The sequence below is a fragment of the Micromonospora sp. NPDC007220 genome (assembly GCF_040634035.1).
GTDB lineage: Bacteria > Actinomycetota > Actinomycetes > Mycobacteriales > Micromonosporaceae > Micromonospora > Micromonospora reichwaldensis.
The window spans coordinates 152152-168716 of sequence record NZ_JBEYEU010000003.1 but is presented as its reverse complement, the minus strand read 5'-3'; the positions used below and the strand labels follow the sequence as shown (position 1 = coordinate 168716).

The 16565-nt window shown below is 68.9% G+C and carries 13 protein-coding genes; 11 read left to right on the top strand and 2 right to left on the bottom strand.

Features of this window, described 5'->3' with window-relative positions; genetic code table 11:
• Position 1: 1 nt before the first annotated feature.
• From ABZ573_RS09150 to ABZ573_RS09125, 6 genes are all read left to right on the top strand, one after another.
• Complete coding sequence (locus tag ABZ573_RS09150) at positions 2 to 1486, top strand: ABC transporter substrate-binding protein (protein WP_358116993.1); 1485 nt, start codon at positions 2 to 4, stop codon at positions 1484 to 1486.
• A gap of 51 nt (positions 1487 to 1537) precedes the next feature.
• Positions 1538 to 2524 (top strand): ABC transporter permease, encoded by a 987-nt coding sequence (locus ABZ573_RS09145; protein ID WP_358116990.1) that lies wholly within the window; start codon positions 1538 to 1540, stop codon positions 2522 to 2524.
• A gap of 40 nt (positions 2525 to 2564) precedes the next feature.
• Complete coding sequence (locus tag ABZ573_RS09140; protein ID WP_358116987.1) at positions 2565 to 4268, top strand: dipeptide/oligopeptide/nickel ABC transporter permease/ATP-binding protein; 1704 nt, start codon at positions 2565 to 2567, stop codon at positions 4266 to 4268.
• Positions 4265 to 5164, top strand: a complete 900-nt coding sequence (locus ABZ573_RS09135) for an ATP-binding cassette domain-containing protein (protein WP_358116984.1) — start codon at positions 4265 to 4267, stop codon at positions 5162 to 5164. Before ABZ573_RS09140 ends, ABZ573_RS09135 begins: the two co-directional genes overlap by 4 nt.
• 50 nt (positions 5165 to 5214) lie before the next feature.
• Complete coding sequence (locus tag ABZ573_RS09130; RefSeq protein ID WP_358116981.1) at positions 5215 to 6678, top strand: ABC transporter substrate-binding protein; 1464 nt, start codon at positions 5215 to 5217, stop codon at positions 6676 to 6678.
• Positions 6679 to 6903: 225 nt separating this feature from the next.
• Entirely contained in the window at positions 6904 to 7452 is a 549-nt protein-coding gene (locus ABZ573_RS09125; RefSeq protein WP_358116978.1) for a hypothetical protein, read from the top strand.
• A gap of 81 nt (positions 7453 to 7533) precedes the next feature.
• Here the strand turns inward: ABZ573_RS09125 and ABZ573_RS09120 are convergent, their stop codons facing one another.
• The gene (locus ABZ573_RS09120) at positions 7534 to 8220 is read right to left on the bottom strand and encodes a metal-dependent transcriptional regulator (RefSeq protein WP_327030871.1); all 687 of its coding nucleotides are present in this window, start codon (positions 8218 to 8220) and stop codon (positions 7534 to 7536) included.
• 97 nt (positions 8221 to 8317) lie between these two features.
• Between ABZ573_RS09120 and ABZ573_RS09115 the strand changes: the two genes are divergently transcribed.
• The 5 genes from ABZ573_RS09115 to ABZ573_RS09095 all read left to right on the top strand — a co-directional run bounded on the left by ABZ573_RS09115 (position 8318) and on the right by ABZ573_RS09095 (position 16003).
• The gene (locus ABZ573_RS09115; protein WP_358116976.1) at positions 8318 to 9175 is read left to right on the top strand and encodes a sulfurtransferase; all 858 of its coding nucleotides are present in this window, start codon (positions 8318 to 8320) and stop codon (positions 9173 to 9175) included.
• A gap of 83 nt (positions 9176 to 9258) precedes the next feature.
• Positions 9259 to 10440 (top strand): acetoin utilization protein AcuC, encoded by a 1182-nt coding sequence (locus ABZ573_RS09110; RefSeq protein WP_358116974.1) that lies wholly within the window; start codon positions 9259 to 9261, stop codon positions 10438 to 10440.
• Positions 10441 to 10466: 26 nt separating this feature from the next.
• Positions 10467 to 13022, top strand: a complete 2556-nt coding sequence (locus ABZ573_RS09105) for a GNAT family N-acetyltransferase (RefSeq protein WP_358116971.1) — start codon at positions 10467 to 10469, stop codon at positions 13020 to 13022.
• A 102-nt stretch (positions 13023 to 13124) separates the two neighbouring features.
• Complete coding sequence (locus ABZ573_RS09100) at positions 13125 to 13733, top strand: hypothetical protein (RefSeq protein WP_358116969.1); 609 nt, start codon at positions 13125 to 13127, stop codon at positions 13731 to 13733.
• Positions 13734 to 13852: 119 nt separating this feature from the next.
• Positions 13853 to 16003 carry an ATP-binding protein gene (locus ABZ573_RS09095; RefSeq protein ID WP_358116966.1) on the top strand — a complete coding sequence of 717 codons (2151 nt, stop codon included), beginning with the start codon at positions 13853 to 13855 and terminating at the stop codon, positions 16001 to 16003.
• A gap of 92 nt (positions 16004 to 16095) precedes the next feature.
• Here the strand turns inward: ABZ573_RS09095 and ABZ573_RS09090 are convergent, their stop codons facing one another.
• Complete coding sequence (locus ABZ573_RS09090; RefSeq protein WP_132233001.1) at positions 16096 to 16506, bottom strand: VOC family protein; 411 nt, start codon at positions 16504 to 16506, stop codon at positions 16096 to 16098.
• Between the last annotated feature and the right edge of the window lie 59 nt (positions 16507 to 16565).

The following is a 16565-nucleotide window of genomic DNA, read 5'->3' as shown; positions in this document are numbered from 1 at the left end:
GATGACGATCGACTTTGTGGTGGCGACCCCACACGACGCGATTGAGTTCAACGACGTCTACCGCAATACCACCGCAAGTGCCGGCTACATCGCCTGCAACAACATCTACAACCGGGTCGTGCTGAACGAGTGGTATGACATCAACCCGTTCCCGGATCTGGCGACGCACTGGGAGCAGTTGGACGGGTCGCGCCGGTGGCGCTTCCACCTGAACAAGGCCGCCCGGTGGCAGGACGGCACGCCGCTGACCGCGCACGACGTCGTGTACACCCACCTGCACGCCAAGGAGATGGGCTACACCGGCGGGCGGTTCATGAAGGACGTCGAGACGATCGTGGCGGTCAACGACCACACCGTCGACTACCACCTGCACACCGCCAACGCCGGATTCCTCGTCCTGCTGGGCAACTTCATCTTCACCCACATCCTGCCCCGGCACCTGTACGAGGGAACCGACTGGGCCACGAACCCGCACAACCTCAAGCCGGTGGGCTCCGGTCCGTTCCGACTGGCGGAGTGGATTCCGGGCGAGCACGTCATCATGGAAGCGGTCAAGAACCACTGGGGCCCGCAGCCGGAGATCGACCGGCTGATCCTGAAGATCGTCAAGGACCGCGACGAGTGCGTCCGGATGGTCGCCCGGGGTGAGGCGCACTACTTCCCGCAGGACACCCTGACCAAGGACCGGCTGCACCTGCTCGACGGGGCCACGGCCAACATCGAGCTGCTGAAGGACCCGGGGCCGGGCATGGCGCTGCTGGACTTCAACCACGGCCGCGAGATCTGGCAGGACAAGCGGGTGCGGGAAGCGGTCGCCCACGCGGTGAACCGGGCGGAGATCGCCGAACTCGGCGACCCCGGAGTGTCCCAGGCCTGGGACCACTACCTGCTCGGTTCGGTGGAGTGGTCGTTCAACCCGGACGCCAAGGCGCCGGCCCACGACGCCGAACGCGCGCGGGCGCTGCTGGACGAGGCGGGCATGAAGGCCGACGCGTCCGGCGTACGGGCCCGGTTGTCGCTGTTCTACATGGACAGCTTCCACGGCCACAAGCCGCTGGCCGAGCTGATCAAACGGCAGTTGGGCGCGATCGGCTTCGAGGTGAACTTCGAGGGCCTGTCGTCGGTGGACTGGGCGCGCCGGATCGGCCGCGAGCACGACTTCGACCTGATCATCGTCGGTGGCTCGATGGCACCGGACCCGGAGATCACCGCCCCGAAGTACTCCACCGGGGGCGAGAACAACATGGCCCAGCACCGCAACCCCGACGTGGACGCCGCCTACCTGGCCGCGCGCACCGCGGGCACGCTCGCCGAGCGTGGTGAGCACTACCGCCGGCTTCAGGAGATCTGGGCCCGGGACACCGAGTGGGTGCCGCTGTTCTGGTACGGCACCTACTTCGCCCGGAGCCGGGACTTCTTCGGCTGGTCCGACCAGGTCGGCTACTCGGTGCCGTGGTGGCACTGGGGCAGAATCCGCGCCGTCTAGGGACCCGGTACCCAACATGCAGATCTTCCCGAGGGAAGGAGGAGCGAGGCCATGCTTCGGCTGATCCTTAGACGGCTCGCCAGCGCCGTCCTGGTGTTGCTGCTCGCCTCCGTCGTGATCTTCACTGTGATCTCGGTCTCGGGAGACCCGTTGGCTGAGCTCCGGGACCGGCAGCCGCCGGTCCCGGAGTCGGTGATCACCGCTGAGGAAGAGCGCTTGGGGCTGAACAACCCCCTCCCCGTGCGCTACCTGAACTGGCTCGGCGGGGTGCTCACCGGAGACTTCGGCCCGTCGACCATCGCGACCCGGGACATCGGGGCCGAGTTGGGCACCCGGGTCGGCGTCACACTGCGGCTCGTGGTGCTGGCCATCGTGCTCGCACTCGTCCTCTCCCTGATCGCTGGCACGGTCTCGGCACTGCACCAGCGCCGCTGGCCGGACCTGATCATGACTCCCACCGCGTTCGTGCTTCTCGCGCTGCCGTCGTTCTGGCTGGCCGTGTTGTTCAAGCAGTGGGCGATCGGGCTGAACGACGCGACCGGCTATCAGCTCTTCTACACGGTGGGTGCGGTCTCCGTGCCACAACCGGAGGCGATAGGCGCCCGGATCGCGGACATCGCCGGGCACCTGGTGCTACCGACGCTGGTGCTGGCCCTGGTCCACTTCGCGACCTGGAGCCGCTACCAGCGTGCGGCGGTCGCCGAGGGACTGGCCGGCGACCACGTCCGGTTCGCCGTGCTCAAGGGCCTCAGCCGAGGACGGATCGTCAGGTCGTACGTGGTCCGTCCCGCGCTCATCCCGATCGTCACCATCGTCGCTTTGGACCTTCCGGTCGTCTTCTCCGGTGCGGTGATCACCGAGACGGTCTTCCAGTGGCGCGGAATGGGCGGTTTCCTGCTGGAGTCGATCGCGACCCGCGACACCAACGCCGTACTCGCGTGGTTGCTCATCGCCGCCACCGCCGTGGTCGTATTCAACCTGATCGCCGACATCCTGTACGGCCTTGTGGATCCTCGGGTGCGCTATGCAAAGTCCTGAGCTGGCCAACGATCTCGCGCCAACGGCCGGGACGTCGAAGATGGCCGTCACCTTCCGACGGTTCGTCCGGCACAAGGTGGGCATGGGTGCACTTGCCGTCCTGCTCATCGTCATCCTCGCGGCGGTCATCGTGCCGCCGCTGTGGCCCTACGACCACACCGACATCACCCCCGAACTGTCGCAGTCCCCGTCCCTGCAACACCCGATGGGCACGGACACCCTGGGCCGTGACCTGTTCGCGCTGGTGCTGCGGGGCATGCAGCAGTCGCTGCTCATCGCGGGCTCGGTCACGATCATCGCCTGTGTCATCGGCGTCGTCATGGGTGTCGCGGCCGGCTACTTCGGGCGGTTCGTCGACGCGGCCGTGATGCGCACGGTCGACCTCGTGCTCACCCTGCCCACCATCGCGCTCGCCGCGTTCCTGGGCTCGCTCGTCGCGGGTAAGGGCGTCTCCTGGCTCGGCCTGGCCATGGTCCTCGGCGCGCTGATGTGGACGTCGGTCGCCCGCCTCGTCCGAGGTGTCGTGCTCGGAATGCGCGAGTTGGCCTTCATCGACGCGGCCCGGGTGATGGGGGCGAGTCCGATCCGCATCATGTTCCGGCACCTGGTGCCCAACGCGTCAGACCACATCGTGGTGTCGGGAACGCTCATGTTCGGCGTGGCCATCCTCGCCGAGAGCAGCCTGTCCTTCCTCGGATTCGGTGTGCAGCCCCCGGACACCTCACTGGGTTTGCTGGTCGCCAACGCACAGTCGGCGGTGCTGACCCGCCCGTGGCTGTTCTACTTCCCGGGTCTGCTGATCGTCACGATCGTGCTGTCGGTCAACTACGTCGGCGAGGGGTTGCGGGACGCCTTCAACCCGAAGTCCTCGCCCACCAACCCGCTGGCGACACCTCGCCGGCTGCGCAGGCGCAAGCCGCATCCGGTGTCCGGCGATCCGGCACCATTGCAGAAGCCGCTGCTCAAGGTGTCGGACCTCTCCGTACGGTTCGGTGAACACATCGCGGTGGACGCCGTCAACCTGGAGGTCAGGCCGGGTGAGGTGGTGGCCCTCGTCGGTGAGTCCGGGTCCGGAAAGTCACTCACCGCGCTGTCCATGGTGGGGCTGCTGCCCAGCAACGCGGTGGGCAGCGGGTCGATCAACTTCGACGGCGCCGAGCTCAGTGGTCTGAGCTTCGCGCAGTGGCGCGAATACCGGGGTCGGCGGATCGCGATGATTCTCCAGGACCCGTCGACCACCCTCAACCCGGTGCTCACCATCGGTGCCCAGTTCGCGGACTCGATGGCACTGGCTGGCACGGTCAAACGGGCCGAGGCGCGACGGCGCGCGATCGAGCTGATGGAGAGCGTGGCGATCAAGGACGCGGAGGCTCGGCTCGACCAGTATCCGCACCAGCTTTCCGGCGGAATGCGCCAACGGATCGCGATCGCGTTGGCCATGGTGCACGATCCGGATCTCATCATCGCCGACGAGCCGACCACTGCCCTGGACGTCACCGTGCAGGCCCAGGTGATGGCGACGCTGGCGTTGGCCCGGGAACGTACCGGCGCGGCGATGCTCTTCATCACCCACGACCTGGCCCTCGTCGCCGGCATCGCGGACCGCGTCGCCGTGATGTACCAGGGCGAGATCGTCGAGCAGCGGGACGTCTTCGCCATCTTCGACAACCCGGAGTCGGACTACACCAGGAAGCTGCTGTCGTTGGCACCCCGGATCACCAGTCAGGCGGGGGAGGGGCAATGAGCGCGCAGACGCCCATCGGCGGGTCCGCCGAACTGTTGCGGGTCACGGACCTGGTGAAGCACTTCCGGGCTCCCAGGGCGGCCCGACGACGCGGGCAGGCCATCGTGCACGCCCTCTGCTCCGCCTCGTTCTCGGTCGGCCCGGCGGAGACGCTCGGCATCGTCGGGGAATCGGGGTCGGGTAAGACCACGCTGCTGCGGACCATCCTCGGGTTGCAGCAGCCGACCTCGGGTCAGGTGCTGTTCCTGGGCCAGGATGTCTCCCAGCGCAAGGGCGCCACCGCCCGCGCGTTGCAGCAGGAGATCTCGGTGGTGTTCCAGGACCCGTACACCTCGTTGGATCCTCGGATGACGGTGGCGGACCTGCTCGCGGAGCCGATGCGGATCCACCGGCTGCCGGTGGACGGCGCGCGGGCCCGGACGCTCCTCGACCAGGTACGCCTGCCCGCCGCCAGCCTGCGGAAGTTCCCGCACGAGTTCTCCGGCGGCCAGCGTCAGCGCATCGCCATCGCCCGCGCACTGGCCCTGAATCCGAAGCTGATCGTGCTCGACGAGCCGGTGTCGGCGCTGGACGTGTCGGTCCAGGCGGAGGTGCTGAGCCTGCTCAAGGAGTTGCAGCGGGAACGGCAGGTCTCCTACCTGTTCGTGGCCCACGACCTTGCCGTGGTTGCCGACATCTCCCACCGGGTGGGGGTGATGTACGGCGGTCAGCTCGTCGAACTCGGCCCGACCGGACAGGTGATCGGCGAGCCGGCGCACCCGTACACCCGGGAACTCCTGGCCGCGGTGCCGGTGCCGGACCCCCGGATCGAGCGGGCCAAGCCGCGAATGCTGCAACGCCGGTGGCCGACGGAAACCGACGGCCTGCCGCCGTGCCCGCACGGCGACGCCCTGTAGCCGTCACCGAACAACAGAACAGAGAGGCACGCATGTCCGTAGATTTCGTGGTGGCTACCCCGCATGACGCGGTGGAGTTCAATGACGTATACCGGAACGTGACAGGCAGCGCCGGCTATCTGGCTTGCAACAACATCTACAACCGCGTCGTGCTGAACGAGTGGTACGAGGTGAACCCGTTCCCGGATCTGGCGACCCACTGGGAGCAGTTGGACGGGTCGCGTCGCTGGCGCTTCCACCTCAACAAGGCCGCCCGCTGGCAGGACGGCACCCCGCTGACCGCGCACGACATCGTCTACACCCACCTGCACGCCAAGAAGATGGGCTACCAGGGTGGGATGTTCCTGCGGGACGTGGAGACGATCGTCGCGGTCAACGACCACACCGTCGACTACCACCTGCACACCCCGAACGCGGGATTCCTCGTACTCCTGGGGAATTTCATCTTCGCGCACATCCTGCCCCGGCACCTGTACGAGGGAACGGACTGGGCGACGAACCCGCACAACCTGGACCCGGTGGGTTCGGGCCCGTTCCGACTGGCCGAATGGATTCCGGGTGAGCACATCATCCTGGAGGCGGTGAAGAACCACTGGGGGCCGCAGCCGGAGATCGACCGGATCATCCTGAAGATCGTCGCGGACCGCGACGAGTGCGCCCGGATGATCGCCCGGGGCGAGGCCCACTTCGCGCCGCAGGACACCGTCACCCGGGACCGGCTGGGCTTGGTGGAGGGCGTTCCCGGGATCGAGGTCCTCAAGCGGCGGGGCCCCGGCATGGCGTTGCTGGACTTCAACCACGGGCGCGAGCTATGGCAGGACCAGCGGGTACGGGAAGCCATCGCGCACGCGGTGAACCGGGACGAGATCGCCGAACTGGGCGACCCCGGGGTGTCCCAGGCCTGGGGCCACTACCTGATCGGCTCATCATGGGCGTTCAACGCCGACGCCAAGGCCCCCCGCTTCGACCCGGAGCGGGCCCGCACGCTGCTGGATGAGGCGGGTGTCACCGCAGACTCCTCGGGTGTCCGGGGCCGGCTGTCCATGTTCTACATGGACACGTTCCACGGTCACCGGCCGATCGCTGAGATGATCAGCCGCCAGTTGGGCGCGGTCGGGTTCGAGACGACCTTCGCCGGCCTCTCCTCGGTGGACTGGGCGCGGCAGGTCCGCGACCAGCATGACTTCGACCTGATCATCGTCGGCGGCTCGATGGCGCCGGACCCGGAGATCACGGCGACGAAGTACTCCACCGGCGGGCAGAACAACATGTGTATGCACCGCAACGCCGACGTGGACGCCGCCTACCTGGCCGCGCGCAACGCCGGAACCCGCGCCGAGCGCCGTGAGCACTACCGGGAGCTCCAGAAGGTGTGGGCGCGGGACACCGAGTGGGTGCCGTTGTTCTGGTACGGCACGTACTACCCGCGCAGCGAGAAGTTCTTCGGCTGGGCCGACCAACTCGGCTTCTCCATCCCCTGGTGGCACTGGGGCCGGATGCGTCCGGTCGCCTGAGCCCTCACCCGGTCCCGGCTCTCGGCGGTCACGACTGCCGATAGCCGCACCGTGCTCAGGCCGTTGACACCGGTGGGTCCGCACAGCCTCCGCCGGTGAAGGCGTGGTTCGCGCCGCGTCCTCGCCCGATGTCGGACCCCTATGCTCCTTCGGTCTTCACAAGTGACTCTGGCGGGCCATACGGTGTCCGGCGGACACGTCGGGGTGGGCAGCGGAGGAGTGATCGTGCGCGGGCGGATGGTGGGCGCCGGGGTGACCCTGCTGCTGGTGACGGGGTGCGGCGGGGAGGCGGAACCGGTGGCTGTACCACCGCCCGCGCCGGTCACGGTCGACCTGGCCGCCGCCTCCTCCGGCGGGGCGTGCCGGCTGCTGGACTTCGGCGTGATCGAGCAGCACGCGGGCGTCCGCTTCGACGTCGCGGCGGCCAGCGCGACGGGCGACAGCCACACCTGCGTGGTGCGCGCCGGTCGCGAGGCCCTGCCGGAGTTGACGCTGACCGTCACCCGGACGTCGATCGACGCGGCGACCTTCACCGCCGACGTGGTGCCGGAGAAGGCGGCCAAGGTCACCGGGCTCGGCCAGCGGGCGTACCGGCGGACCACCTCGGCCAAGGGCGCCTTCGGCCCGGTCGCGGAGGTGGGCTGGCTGGCCGCCGAGGGCCGCCTCGTCACCCTGCGCTACGCCACCGCCCGCGACACGGCCAGGGCCGACGCCGAGCGACTCGCGGAGGCGCTCGTCACGCTGGCCGGGCAACTCGACATCCGGTCGCTCTGACTCCGACCTGGGCAGCCGTGCCGCGCGTCGACCGGTGTGGGCGCGCTGCGTCCGGCCCGATCCGGCGACGCGCGGAATGGGTCAGTGGGCGGCGACGAAGACGCGGGAGGCTACCTCACGGGGCAACCTGATGCGGTCGCCCGAGCGGTCGATCGAGACCCCGTCGCGCTCCTGCGCCACCGTCACCGTCGCGCCCGGGTCGACGCCGGCGGCGTGCAGCTGCCGGAGCACGTCCGCGTCGGTCTGCACGCTCTCGCAGATGCGTCGCACCACGACCGGCCCCGACAGCCCGGGGAACGCCAGGTTGCGCTCGCCCTCGATCGGGGCGGCGGTCGCCTGCTCCGGCGTGCCCAGCTCGTCCAGCCCCGGGATCGGGTTGCCGTACGGCGAGCGGGTCGGCCGGTTCAGCAGGTCGTAGACCCGCTTCTCGACCGCGTCGCTCATCACGTGCTCCCACCGGCAGGCCTCCTCGTGGGCCTCCTCGTAGGGCATCCCGATCACGTTGACCAGCAGCAGCTCGGCGAGGCGGTGCTTGCGCATCACGGAGACCGCGTTGCTGCGGCCGTGCGCGGTGAGCGCCAGGTGGCGGTCGCCCTCGACGGTCAGCAGGCCGTCGCGCTCCATCCGGGCGACGGTCTGGCTGACGGTCGGCCCGCTCTGCCCCAACCGCTCGGCGATGCGGGCACGCAGCGGCGGAACCCCCTCCTCCTCCAGCTCGAGGATGGTCTTGAGGTACATCTCGGTCGTGTCGACCAGATCATGCTTCACGTCAGCGGACCTCCGGCCAACGATGCTACCTCGGTGTTCACCGAACGACCCACGGCGAACCGCCAGGTCCGCGCCGGGATGGTGTTGACTGGATGCCATGTCCGCCTCCGATGATCTCCTTGTCGAGGCCGGTCGGCTCGCGGTCGAACTCGGCCAGGCCGACCCGCCCACGCTGCTCGACGTGCGCTGGCGGCTCGTCGGCGCGCCTGGTCGGGAGGACTACGCCGCGGGTCACCTGCCCGGCGCGGTCTTCGTCGACCTGGACACCGCGCTCTGCGGGCCGCCCGGACCCGCCGGCCGGCACCCGTTGCCCGACGCCGCCGCCCTCCAGGCCGCGCTGCGGGCCGCCGGCGTGCGCGCCGGTCGTCCCGTCGTGGTGTACGACGGCGGCGACGGCATGGCCGCCGCCCGCGCCTGGTGGACCCTGCGCTGGGCGGGCCACCGGCCGGTACGGCTGCTGCACGGCGGCTTCCCGGCGTGGCTGGCCGCCGGGCTGCCCGTCAGCACGGCGGTGCCGACCCCGGAGCCGGGCGACGTGGAGGTGCGGCCCGGAGCGTTGCCGGTGCTCGACGCGGGGGAGGCGGCCCGGCTGGCCGCGGCCGACGACGGTGTCCTGCTCGACGTGCGCGCCGCGCCCCGCTACCGGGGCGAGACCGAGCCGATCGACCCGGTCGCCGGTCACGTCCCCGGCGCGGTGAACCTGCCCGCCGGCGAGTACGTCGCCGAGGGCCGGTTCCCCGCCGTCGAGGCGCTGCGCGAGCGGTTCGCCGCCGCCGGGGTGGGCGAGGACCGGCCGGTGGGGGCGTACTGCGGGTCGGGGGTGACCGCCGCGCAGGCCGTGTTCGCGCTGCACCTGGCCGGCCGGCCGGACGCCGCGCTCTACGTCGGCTCGTGGAGCAACTGGGTCGCCGACCCGGCCCGCCCGGTGGCCACCGGAGCGACCCCGACCGGCTGAACGGGCAACGGACGCCGGGCGACACCCGGCGGCTGAGCAGCGCGTGCGCGGGCGTGCCGGGGCGCGCGTGCGACGATGGGGCCATGTCCGACGACACGGTGGTGGTGTGGGACGAGTCGCTGCTCGCCTACGACATGGGGGACCATCCCCTCGACCCGGTACGGCTGGAGTTGACCTTCGCCCTCGCCCGGGAGTTGGGCGTCCTCGCGCGTCCCGGGGTGCGGCTGGTGAAGCCGGAGCCGGCCGACGACGCGCTGCTGAGCCGGGTGCACGACCCGCGCTACCTCGCCGCGGTGAAGGTCGCCCCCCGCGATCCGCTCTTCGCCGGCTTCGGGCTGGGCACCTCCGACAACCCGGTCTTCGAGGGGATGCACGAGTCCAGCGCGCTGGTCGCCGGCGCCACGGTGGCGGCGGCCGAGGCGGTCTGGCGGGGCGAGGCCCGGCGGGCGGTCAACGTGGCCGGCGGCCTGCACCACGCCATGCCGGCCCGGGCCTCCGGGTTCTGCGTCTACAACGACCCGGCGGTGGCCATCGCCCGCCTGCTCGACCTGGGCGCCGAGCGGGTCGCGTACGTGGACGTGGACGTGCACCACGGCGACGGGGTGCAGCAGGTCTTCTGGAACGACCCCCGGGTGCTCACGGTCAGCGTGCACGAGACGCCGCTGGCGCTCTTCCCGGGCACCGGCTTTCCCGACGAGACGGGCGGGCCGGGCGCCGAGGGCAGCGCCGTCAACGTTCCGCTGCCGCCCGGGTTGGACGACGCGGGCTGGCAGCGCGCCTTCCACGCGGTGGTGCCGTCGGTGCTGCGCGCGTTCCGGCCGCAGGTGCTGGTCACCCAGTGCGGCGCCGACGCACATCGGCTCGACCCGCTCGCCGACCTGAACCTCTCCGTGGACGGGCAGCGCGCCACCTACCTGGCCCTGCGGGCGCTCGCCGACGAGCTGTGCGAGGGCCGCTGGGTGGCCACCGGTGGCGGCGGGTACGCGCTGGTCGAGGTGGTGCCCCGGGCCTGGACGCACCTGCTCGCGGTGGCGGCCGGGGAGCCCATCGACCCGGCGACGCTGACCCCGCCGGCGTGGCGGGAGCTGGCCGCCGGGCGCCGGCCGGGCCGGCAGATCCCGCTGCGGATGACCGACGACGTGGACCCGGCGTACGAGCCGTGGCAGCCGACCGGCGAGCCGAGCGCCGTGGACCGGGCGATCGCGGCGGCCCGCAAGACCGCCTTCCCGCTGTTCGGGCTCGATCCGCACGACCCGCGCGACTGATCCGGCGGGCGGAGGGGACCGCACAGGTGACCACTGTGGAACAACCGGTGGACGTGCTGCTCAGCGACGGCAGCACCGTGCAGTTGCGGCCGATCCGTCCGTCGGACGGGCCGGGCATCGTGGCGATGCACTCGCGCTTCTCCGAGCGCACCCGCTACCTGCGCTACTTCTCGCCGTACCCGCGCATCCCCGAGCGCGACCTGCAACGCTTCGTCAACGTCGACCACCGCGACCGGGAGGCGTTCGTGGTGCTGGTCGGCGACCGGATCGTCGCCGTCGGCCGCTACGAGCGGCTCGGCCCGCAGGCCCCCGAGGCCGAGGTGGCGTTCGTGGTCGAGGACGCCTACCAGGGCCGGGGCATCGGCTCGGTGCTGCTGGAGCACCTGGCCGACGCGGCCCGCCGCAACGACATCGCCAACTTTGTGGCGGAGGTGCTCCCGGCCAACGGCGCGATGCTGCGGGTCTTCTCCGACTTCGGCTACCAGGTGCAGCGGCAGTTCGCCGACGGCGTGGTGCACCTGAGCTTCCCGATCGCCCCCACCGACGCGACGCTGGAGGTGCAGCGCGGCCGGGAGCACCGCACCGAGGCCCGCTCCGTCGCCCGGCTGCTCGCCCCGCGCGGCGTCGCCGTCTACGGCGCCAGCGCCACCGGGCAGGGCGTCGGCGCGGCGGTGCTCGGGCACCTGCGCGACGGCGGTTACACCGGCGCGGTGGTCCCGGTGCATCCGGGCGCGACGACGGTCGCCGGGCTGCCCGCGTACTCCTCGGCGGCCGATGCCGGCGTGCCGGTCGACCTGGCCGTGGTGGCGGTCCCGCCGGAGGCGGCGACGGAGGTGGTGGCCGACGCGGCCGCCGCGGGCGCGCACGGCCTGGTGGTCATCTCGGCGGGCTTCGCCGAGGCCGGCGGCGAGGGCGCGGCCGCGCAGCGCGCGCTGGTCCGCGCGGCGTACGCGGCGGGCATGCGCGTGGTCGGCCCGAACTGCCTGGGGGTGGCCAACACCGATCCGGCGGTACGCCTCAACGCCACCCTCGCCCCCCGGCTGCCGGTGCCCGGCCGGGTGGGCATCTTCAGCCAGTCCGGCGCGTTCGGGGTGGCGCTGCTGGCCGAGGCCGACCGGCGGGGGCTGGGCCTGTCGAGCTTCGTCTCGGCCGGCAACCGGGCCGACGTCTCGGGAAACGACCTGCTCCAGTACTGGCAGGACGACCCCGGCACCGACGTGATCATGTTGTACCTGGAGACGTTCGGCAACCCGCGCAAGTTCGCCCGGCTGGCGCGCCGGATCGGCCGGGACAAGCCCGTCGTGGCGCTCGCCTCGCCGGCCCGGCCGCCCGGGGTGGGCGACTCCGCCGGCCCGGACGAGGTGGCGGTCGCCGCGCTGTTCGCCCACTCCGGCGTGATCCGGGTGGACACCGTCGCCGAGCTGCTCGACGTCGGGGTGCTGCTGGCCCACCAGCCGCTGCCCGCCGGCCGTCGGGTAGGCGTGGTCGGCAACTCCTCGGCGCTGACGGGGCTGGCGGCCACCGCCTGCGCCGCGCAGGGGCTCACCGTCGCCCGGGGCTACCCGCGCGACGTCGGCCCGCGCGCCGGCGCGGCCGAGTTCGCCGCCGCGCTCGCCGAGGCGGGCGCCGACAGCGAGGTGGACGCGCTGGTGGTGGTGTTCGCCCCGCCGCTGCCCGGCCAGCTCACCGACACGGAGTCGGACTTCACCGCCGCGCTGCCGAGCGCGTTCGCCGCCGGCAAGCCGGCCGTGGCGACGTTCCTGGTCGGCCGTACGCCCGCCGGGGTGCCCGCCTACCCGAGCGTGGAGGAGGCCGTGCGCGCCCTCGCCCGGGTCACCGCGTACGCCGACTGGCTGCGCCGGCCCGCCGGGGTGCCGCCGGAGCTGCCCCGGGTGGACCGGGAGGCGGCCCACGCCGCCCTGCGCCCGGAGGCCCTCGACCCGGCGGAACTGCTCGCGGCGTACGGGATCGAGGTGGTCGAGTCGGTGCCGGCGCGCTCCGCCGCGGAGGCCGTCGACGCGGCGACCCGGCTGGGTCTCCCGGTGGCCCTCAAGGCCGCCGCCCCCGGTCTGCGGCACCGCCTCGACCTCGGCGCGGTCCGGCTCGACCTGCCCGACCCGGCCACGGTGCACCGCGCGTACGCGGAGATGTCGGCGGTCTTCGGCGCGGACGTCCTGGTGCAGCCGATGGTCCCGCCCGGTGTGGCCTGCGTGGTCGAGCTGGTGGAGGACCCGGCGTTCGGCCCGGTGGTCGGCTTCGGGCTGGGCGGCGTCGCCACGGAGCTGCTCGGCGACCGGGCCTGGCGGGCGGTGCCGCTGACCGACCTGGACGCGGCCGAGCTGGTCGACGAGCCCCGGGCGGCGCCGCTGCTGCGCGGGCACCGCGGCGCGGCGCCGGTGGACCGGGCGGCCCTGGCGGACCTGCTGCTGCGGGTCGGCCGGCTCGCCGACGAGCAGCCCCGGGTCCGCGCGCTGAGCCTCAACCCGGTGCTCGCCCGCCCCGACGGCATCTCGGTGCTGCACGCCACCGTGCGGGTCGGCTCCGCCGTGGCCCGCCCCGACACCGGCCCCCGCCGCCTGTGAGGTACACCAAGTGACGCTTGAAAGAGGGAGGATTCTTGGATATAACTAACACTCTTTATTGAAGATTCTTCATGGCTCGGTTCCGGGCATAGGAGTAGCTGCATGGGCATTCCTTCTCCCTCTCGTAGCGGCCCACTGCTTGCCGTATCGGATGTGATTGCTCTTGTGGATGTATTCAATGTTGATCCAGGAGTTAGGACTGACCGGGACTATGAAGAGCTAGTGGATCTTGTAGGGCAATTGCTGCAGGTGTCATTACGTGCGCCGCGCCGGGACGGTATCGTGGATGTCGACTGCAGATTGTATGGCGGCTTTACTGACCGTATCGGAAATCCAACTGAGCAGTTCAACCGCCTGCGCAAGCAGTTGCGACGGTTGCAGGGCCTGCGGGAGGGGATGCGGGTACGGCCCAGCATAGCTCGCTCTCTCGCATGTCAGCCGTCGGCAATCCTTGTGGGAACCTACAAAAACGGCGGCCAGAAAATGGTAGATCAGATGCTCGCGCAGGATGCGCTGCACTTCGCCAGAATTGGGGGCCATGATACGGTTGTTGTGGTTGCCGACGACGACGACTATCTGCCTGCTATGTTAACCCTGGCGACTCAAACAAGAACACCCCTCCGTTGGTTGCGTCGGAGATCCACGACCGCCAATGATCCGCATTTCTCGAACCTCTCCGTCACATTTCTAGTGGATGGATCTTGGAGATGATGAAAGCAGACCGCCAATCCTCCACTGAGGTTCTCGCACGGGACCTGGGTGCTTTTGCTGATCCTGCTACAGAAGTAGTGGTTAGGGGTGAAGGGGGCCGATGGTTTCGGGGAAGATGGATGCAGGATGGAACACCCCGATCTGCTCGGTTCTTTCTGCAGTACGACACCTCGGCCTTCCCTGAGAAAGTCGAAGTTGATGGCAAGGAGTTGACGTACCGAAGCTTTCTTGCGAGTCCCTACATGGCGGACCTCCGTGGCGTTGCAAGGAACGCTGTAAATATCGTCGGGCAGGCCGGCCCTTACGTCTCGCCCTTGGCTGAACTGCTTGAGCAGCCGCTCGGGTTAATGTCGCCCGAGGATGCCGATTCATTGCTATCGAGGCTTAGTGTTCCTGGAGAAGGGCGGACGCTGGTAGTCTTCCTTTCGGCTGAGGCTGGAGTAGGTAAAACAAGTCTGTTGCGTCACGTGGCGCGCAGAAAGGCGATCGAATATCTTAACGGAGCAACTGAGTCACTGTGGCTGTATGTTGATGCCCAGGGCCGTCGCTTGGCTCAGCTTGACGAAGCGCTCGCTGCCGAATTGGATGACTTGCGGGCGCGTTTCCCCTATCATGCAATAAGCCCGCTAGTTCGTTGTGGCGCCATGATCGTAGCGATCGATGGATTTGACGAGCTTGTGGGCAGTATTGGAAGCTATGAGGAGGCCTTTAGTAGCCTCGCAAAATTCATCTCTGATTTGAGCGGGCATGGTTGCCTGGTGACCGCAGCCCGAAGCTCCTACTATGAGCAAGAATTCTTGACGAGGACGAATACAGTCTTGGAGCAGACGCCGGACGCTTGGCACCTGCAAGGCGTTCGGCTCCTCGATTGGGATGAGGGCAGACGGACGCATTACCTCAGGCTATTTGGGGCGGACCAAGGGCTCGTCGGCGGTGATCTCGATGAGTTTGAGGGCAAAGTTTCTGCCGTTCTGGCAACACCTGAGGTGAAGGAGGTGGCAGGGAAGCCACTATTCGTGAAGAGTACGGCAGACGTATTGCTGGAGGACGCTCTTCCGGGTGGCGCTACGTTGCTCGATCGCCTTGTCGCCGGCTACATCAACCGTGAAGTGACAAAGAAGCTTCGTGCTGGATCGGGCCGCCCGCTTCTTACAACGGATCAGTTCCGGTTCTTCTTGACGGAACTTGCCGAAGAAATGTGGCGGCAGGAGGTCCGGCAGCTTTCTTATTCTTCCGTCAAGGAGCTTGGCAGATTACTGGGCGAGCTCATGGAGCTACAAGGAGAGGCCCTAGCGGAGGTCGTAGAGCGGCTACCTTCGGCGGCTCTCCTGTCTCCTGGGACCCTTCCTGGTAGCCTAGCCTTCGAGCATGACATATTTTATTCATACTTTCTCGCTGATCCAATCGCAGATACTTGGGCTGCTAACGACCCGTCGGCTTTAGGTCGCCTTCTGCGCAGGGGCAGACTTCCTGAGGAGGCGGCAGCGCTTGCAGGAAGGCGGGCAAGAGACGGCAGCATGCAAACGCGGATTGACTGCCTATCTAGTTCTCTCAAGTACGCGCACGGTGATGTAGAGCAGGTCCGCCGCAATGCGGGCAATCTCGCTGCGTCAATCGTGGCGGGCCTTAGATGCGAGAGGCTTTCGTTTAGAGGTCTTGTCATGGGGGATGTCCGCCTCGCTGGTACGGAATTACAGGAGTCAACTTTTGTTGACTGCAGGTTTGTGGGCACCGATCTAAGTGGAGTCCGCTTCGTGCAATGCACGGCAAGTAACCTGACCTTCGATCGTCCTTTGGTAGAGCCGTCCAGCACTACTTTAGATTTTGCAGGCCTTGCAGTGGACGACTTCTACGGAATAGGCATCCGTGTGGCCGGAGGTGAGCGGTGGCTCTATTCGCCAAGAGAAATGCGCTCCGCTTTGGAGGCCTGCGGCTTGCCGGCGGCTGGTACTCCCGCTGAGACAAGGAGGGTTCGGTCTGAGATTATTGATTTGGTTGATCGACTGTGCCGGATTTTCTCGAAGACCAATACCGTAACCGAGACTGACGGCAATGGCATGCCTTCCATTGTGGGTAATTCGCAATGGATGAGGGTGAGGTCCGCGTTTCTCGCGAGCGGAATTCTGAGTGAGGAAGTCAAGTCGGCCGGAGGTCAAAAGCTTTTCCTCAAACGCCATGCGAGGCCTCAAGACATCATGGCTGGTGTTGATCCGCGCGCTGTAGTGCCCGTGATGGTACAAGAATTCTGGAGTCTCCTCGAAGAGAAATGATCTCGTGCCCGATCGCACTCGTACGGCGCGCCTGCGCTTATCCCTGGAGGCGGAACTGCCGTGCCGATCGTTGGGATCGATTGTTAGAGTTGTCAGGCCGCCCGGTCGGAGATTTGCTGCACCGACCAGGCGTTGCCGTCGGGGTCGGCGAAGTGGACGAAGCCGACGTTGTCCAACGGGTCCGGCACCGGGCGCGGATTCTCGCCGAGCACCTGGATCTCGCTGACCTCGACGCCGCGCTCGACCAGCTCCGCCCGCGCCCGGCGCAGGTCGGGCACGACGAGCTGGAGGCCCTTGAGCGAGCCGGGTGGCATCTCGGGCAGGGGCCCCCTGCCGATCACGATCGAGCAGCCTGAGCCGGGCGGGGTCAGCTGCACGATCCGCGCGTCGTCGCCGAACGTCGTGTCGTGGTCGACGGCGAAGCCGAGCCGGTCGGCGTAGAACGCCTTGGCCCGGTCCACGTCGGAGACCGGCACGACCACCACTTCCAGGGTCCAGTTCATGGCTATTGGTAGCCCGTCGGGCAGCCGGGATCAAGGACCACGGTCCGGACGGACGCGAG

Bases quoted from the DNA above. Each gene is read 5' to 3' on its own strand.
- ABZ573_RS09115 (WP_358116976.1), top strand. From the start codon at position 8,318: ATGTCCGCCTCCGATGATCTCCTTGTCGAGGCCGGTCGGCTCGCGGTC.
- ABZ573_RS09135 (WP_358116984.1), top strand. From the start codon at position 4,265: ATGAGCGCGCAGACGCCCATCGGCGGGTCCGCCGAACTGTTGCGGGTC.
- ABZ573_RS09140 (WP_358116987.1), top strand. From the start codon at position 2,565: ATGGCCGTCACCTTCCGACGGTTCGTCCGGCACAAGGTGGGCATGGGT.
- ABZ573_RS09100 (WP_358116969.1), top strand. From the start codon at position 13,125: ATGGGCATTCCTTCTCCCTCTCGTAGCGGCCCACTGCTTGCCGTATCG.
- ABZ573_RS09110 (WP_358116974.1), top strand. From the start codon at position 9,259: ATGTCCGACGACACGGTGGTGGTGTGGGACGAGTCGCTGCTCGCCTAC.
- ABZ573_RS09090 (WP_132233001.1), bottom strand. From the start codon at position 16,506: ATGAACTGGACCCTGGAAGTGGTGGTCGTGCCGGTCTCCGACGTGGAC.
- ABZ573_RS09145 (WP_358116990.1), top strand. From the start codon at position 1,538: ATGCTTCGGCTGATCCTTAGACGGCTCGCCAGCGCCGTCCTGGTGTTG.
- ABZ573_RS09095 (WP_358116966.1), top strand. From the start codon at position 13,853: ATGCAGGATGGAACACCCCGATCTGCTCGGTTCTTTCTGCAGTACGAC.
- ABZ573_RS09150 (WP_358116993.1), top strand. From the start codon at position 2: ATGACGATCGACTTTGTGGTGGCGACCCCACACGACGCGATTGAGTTC.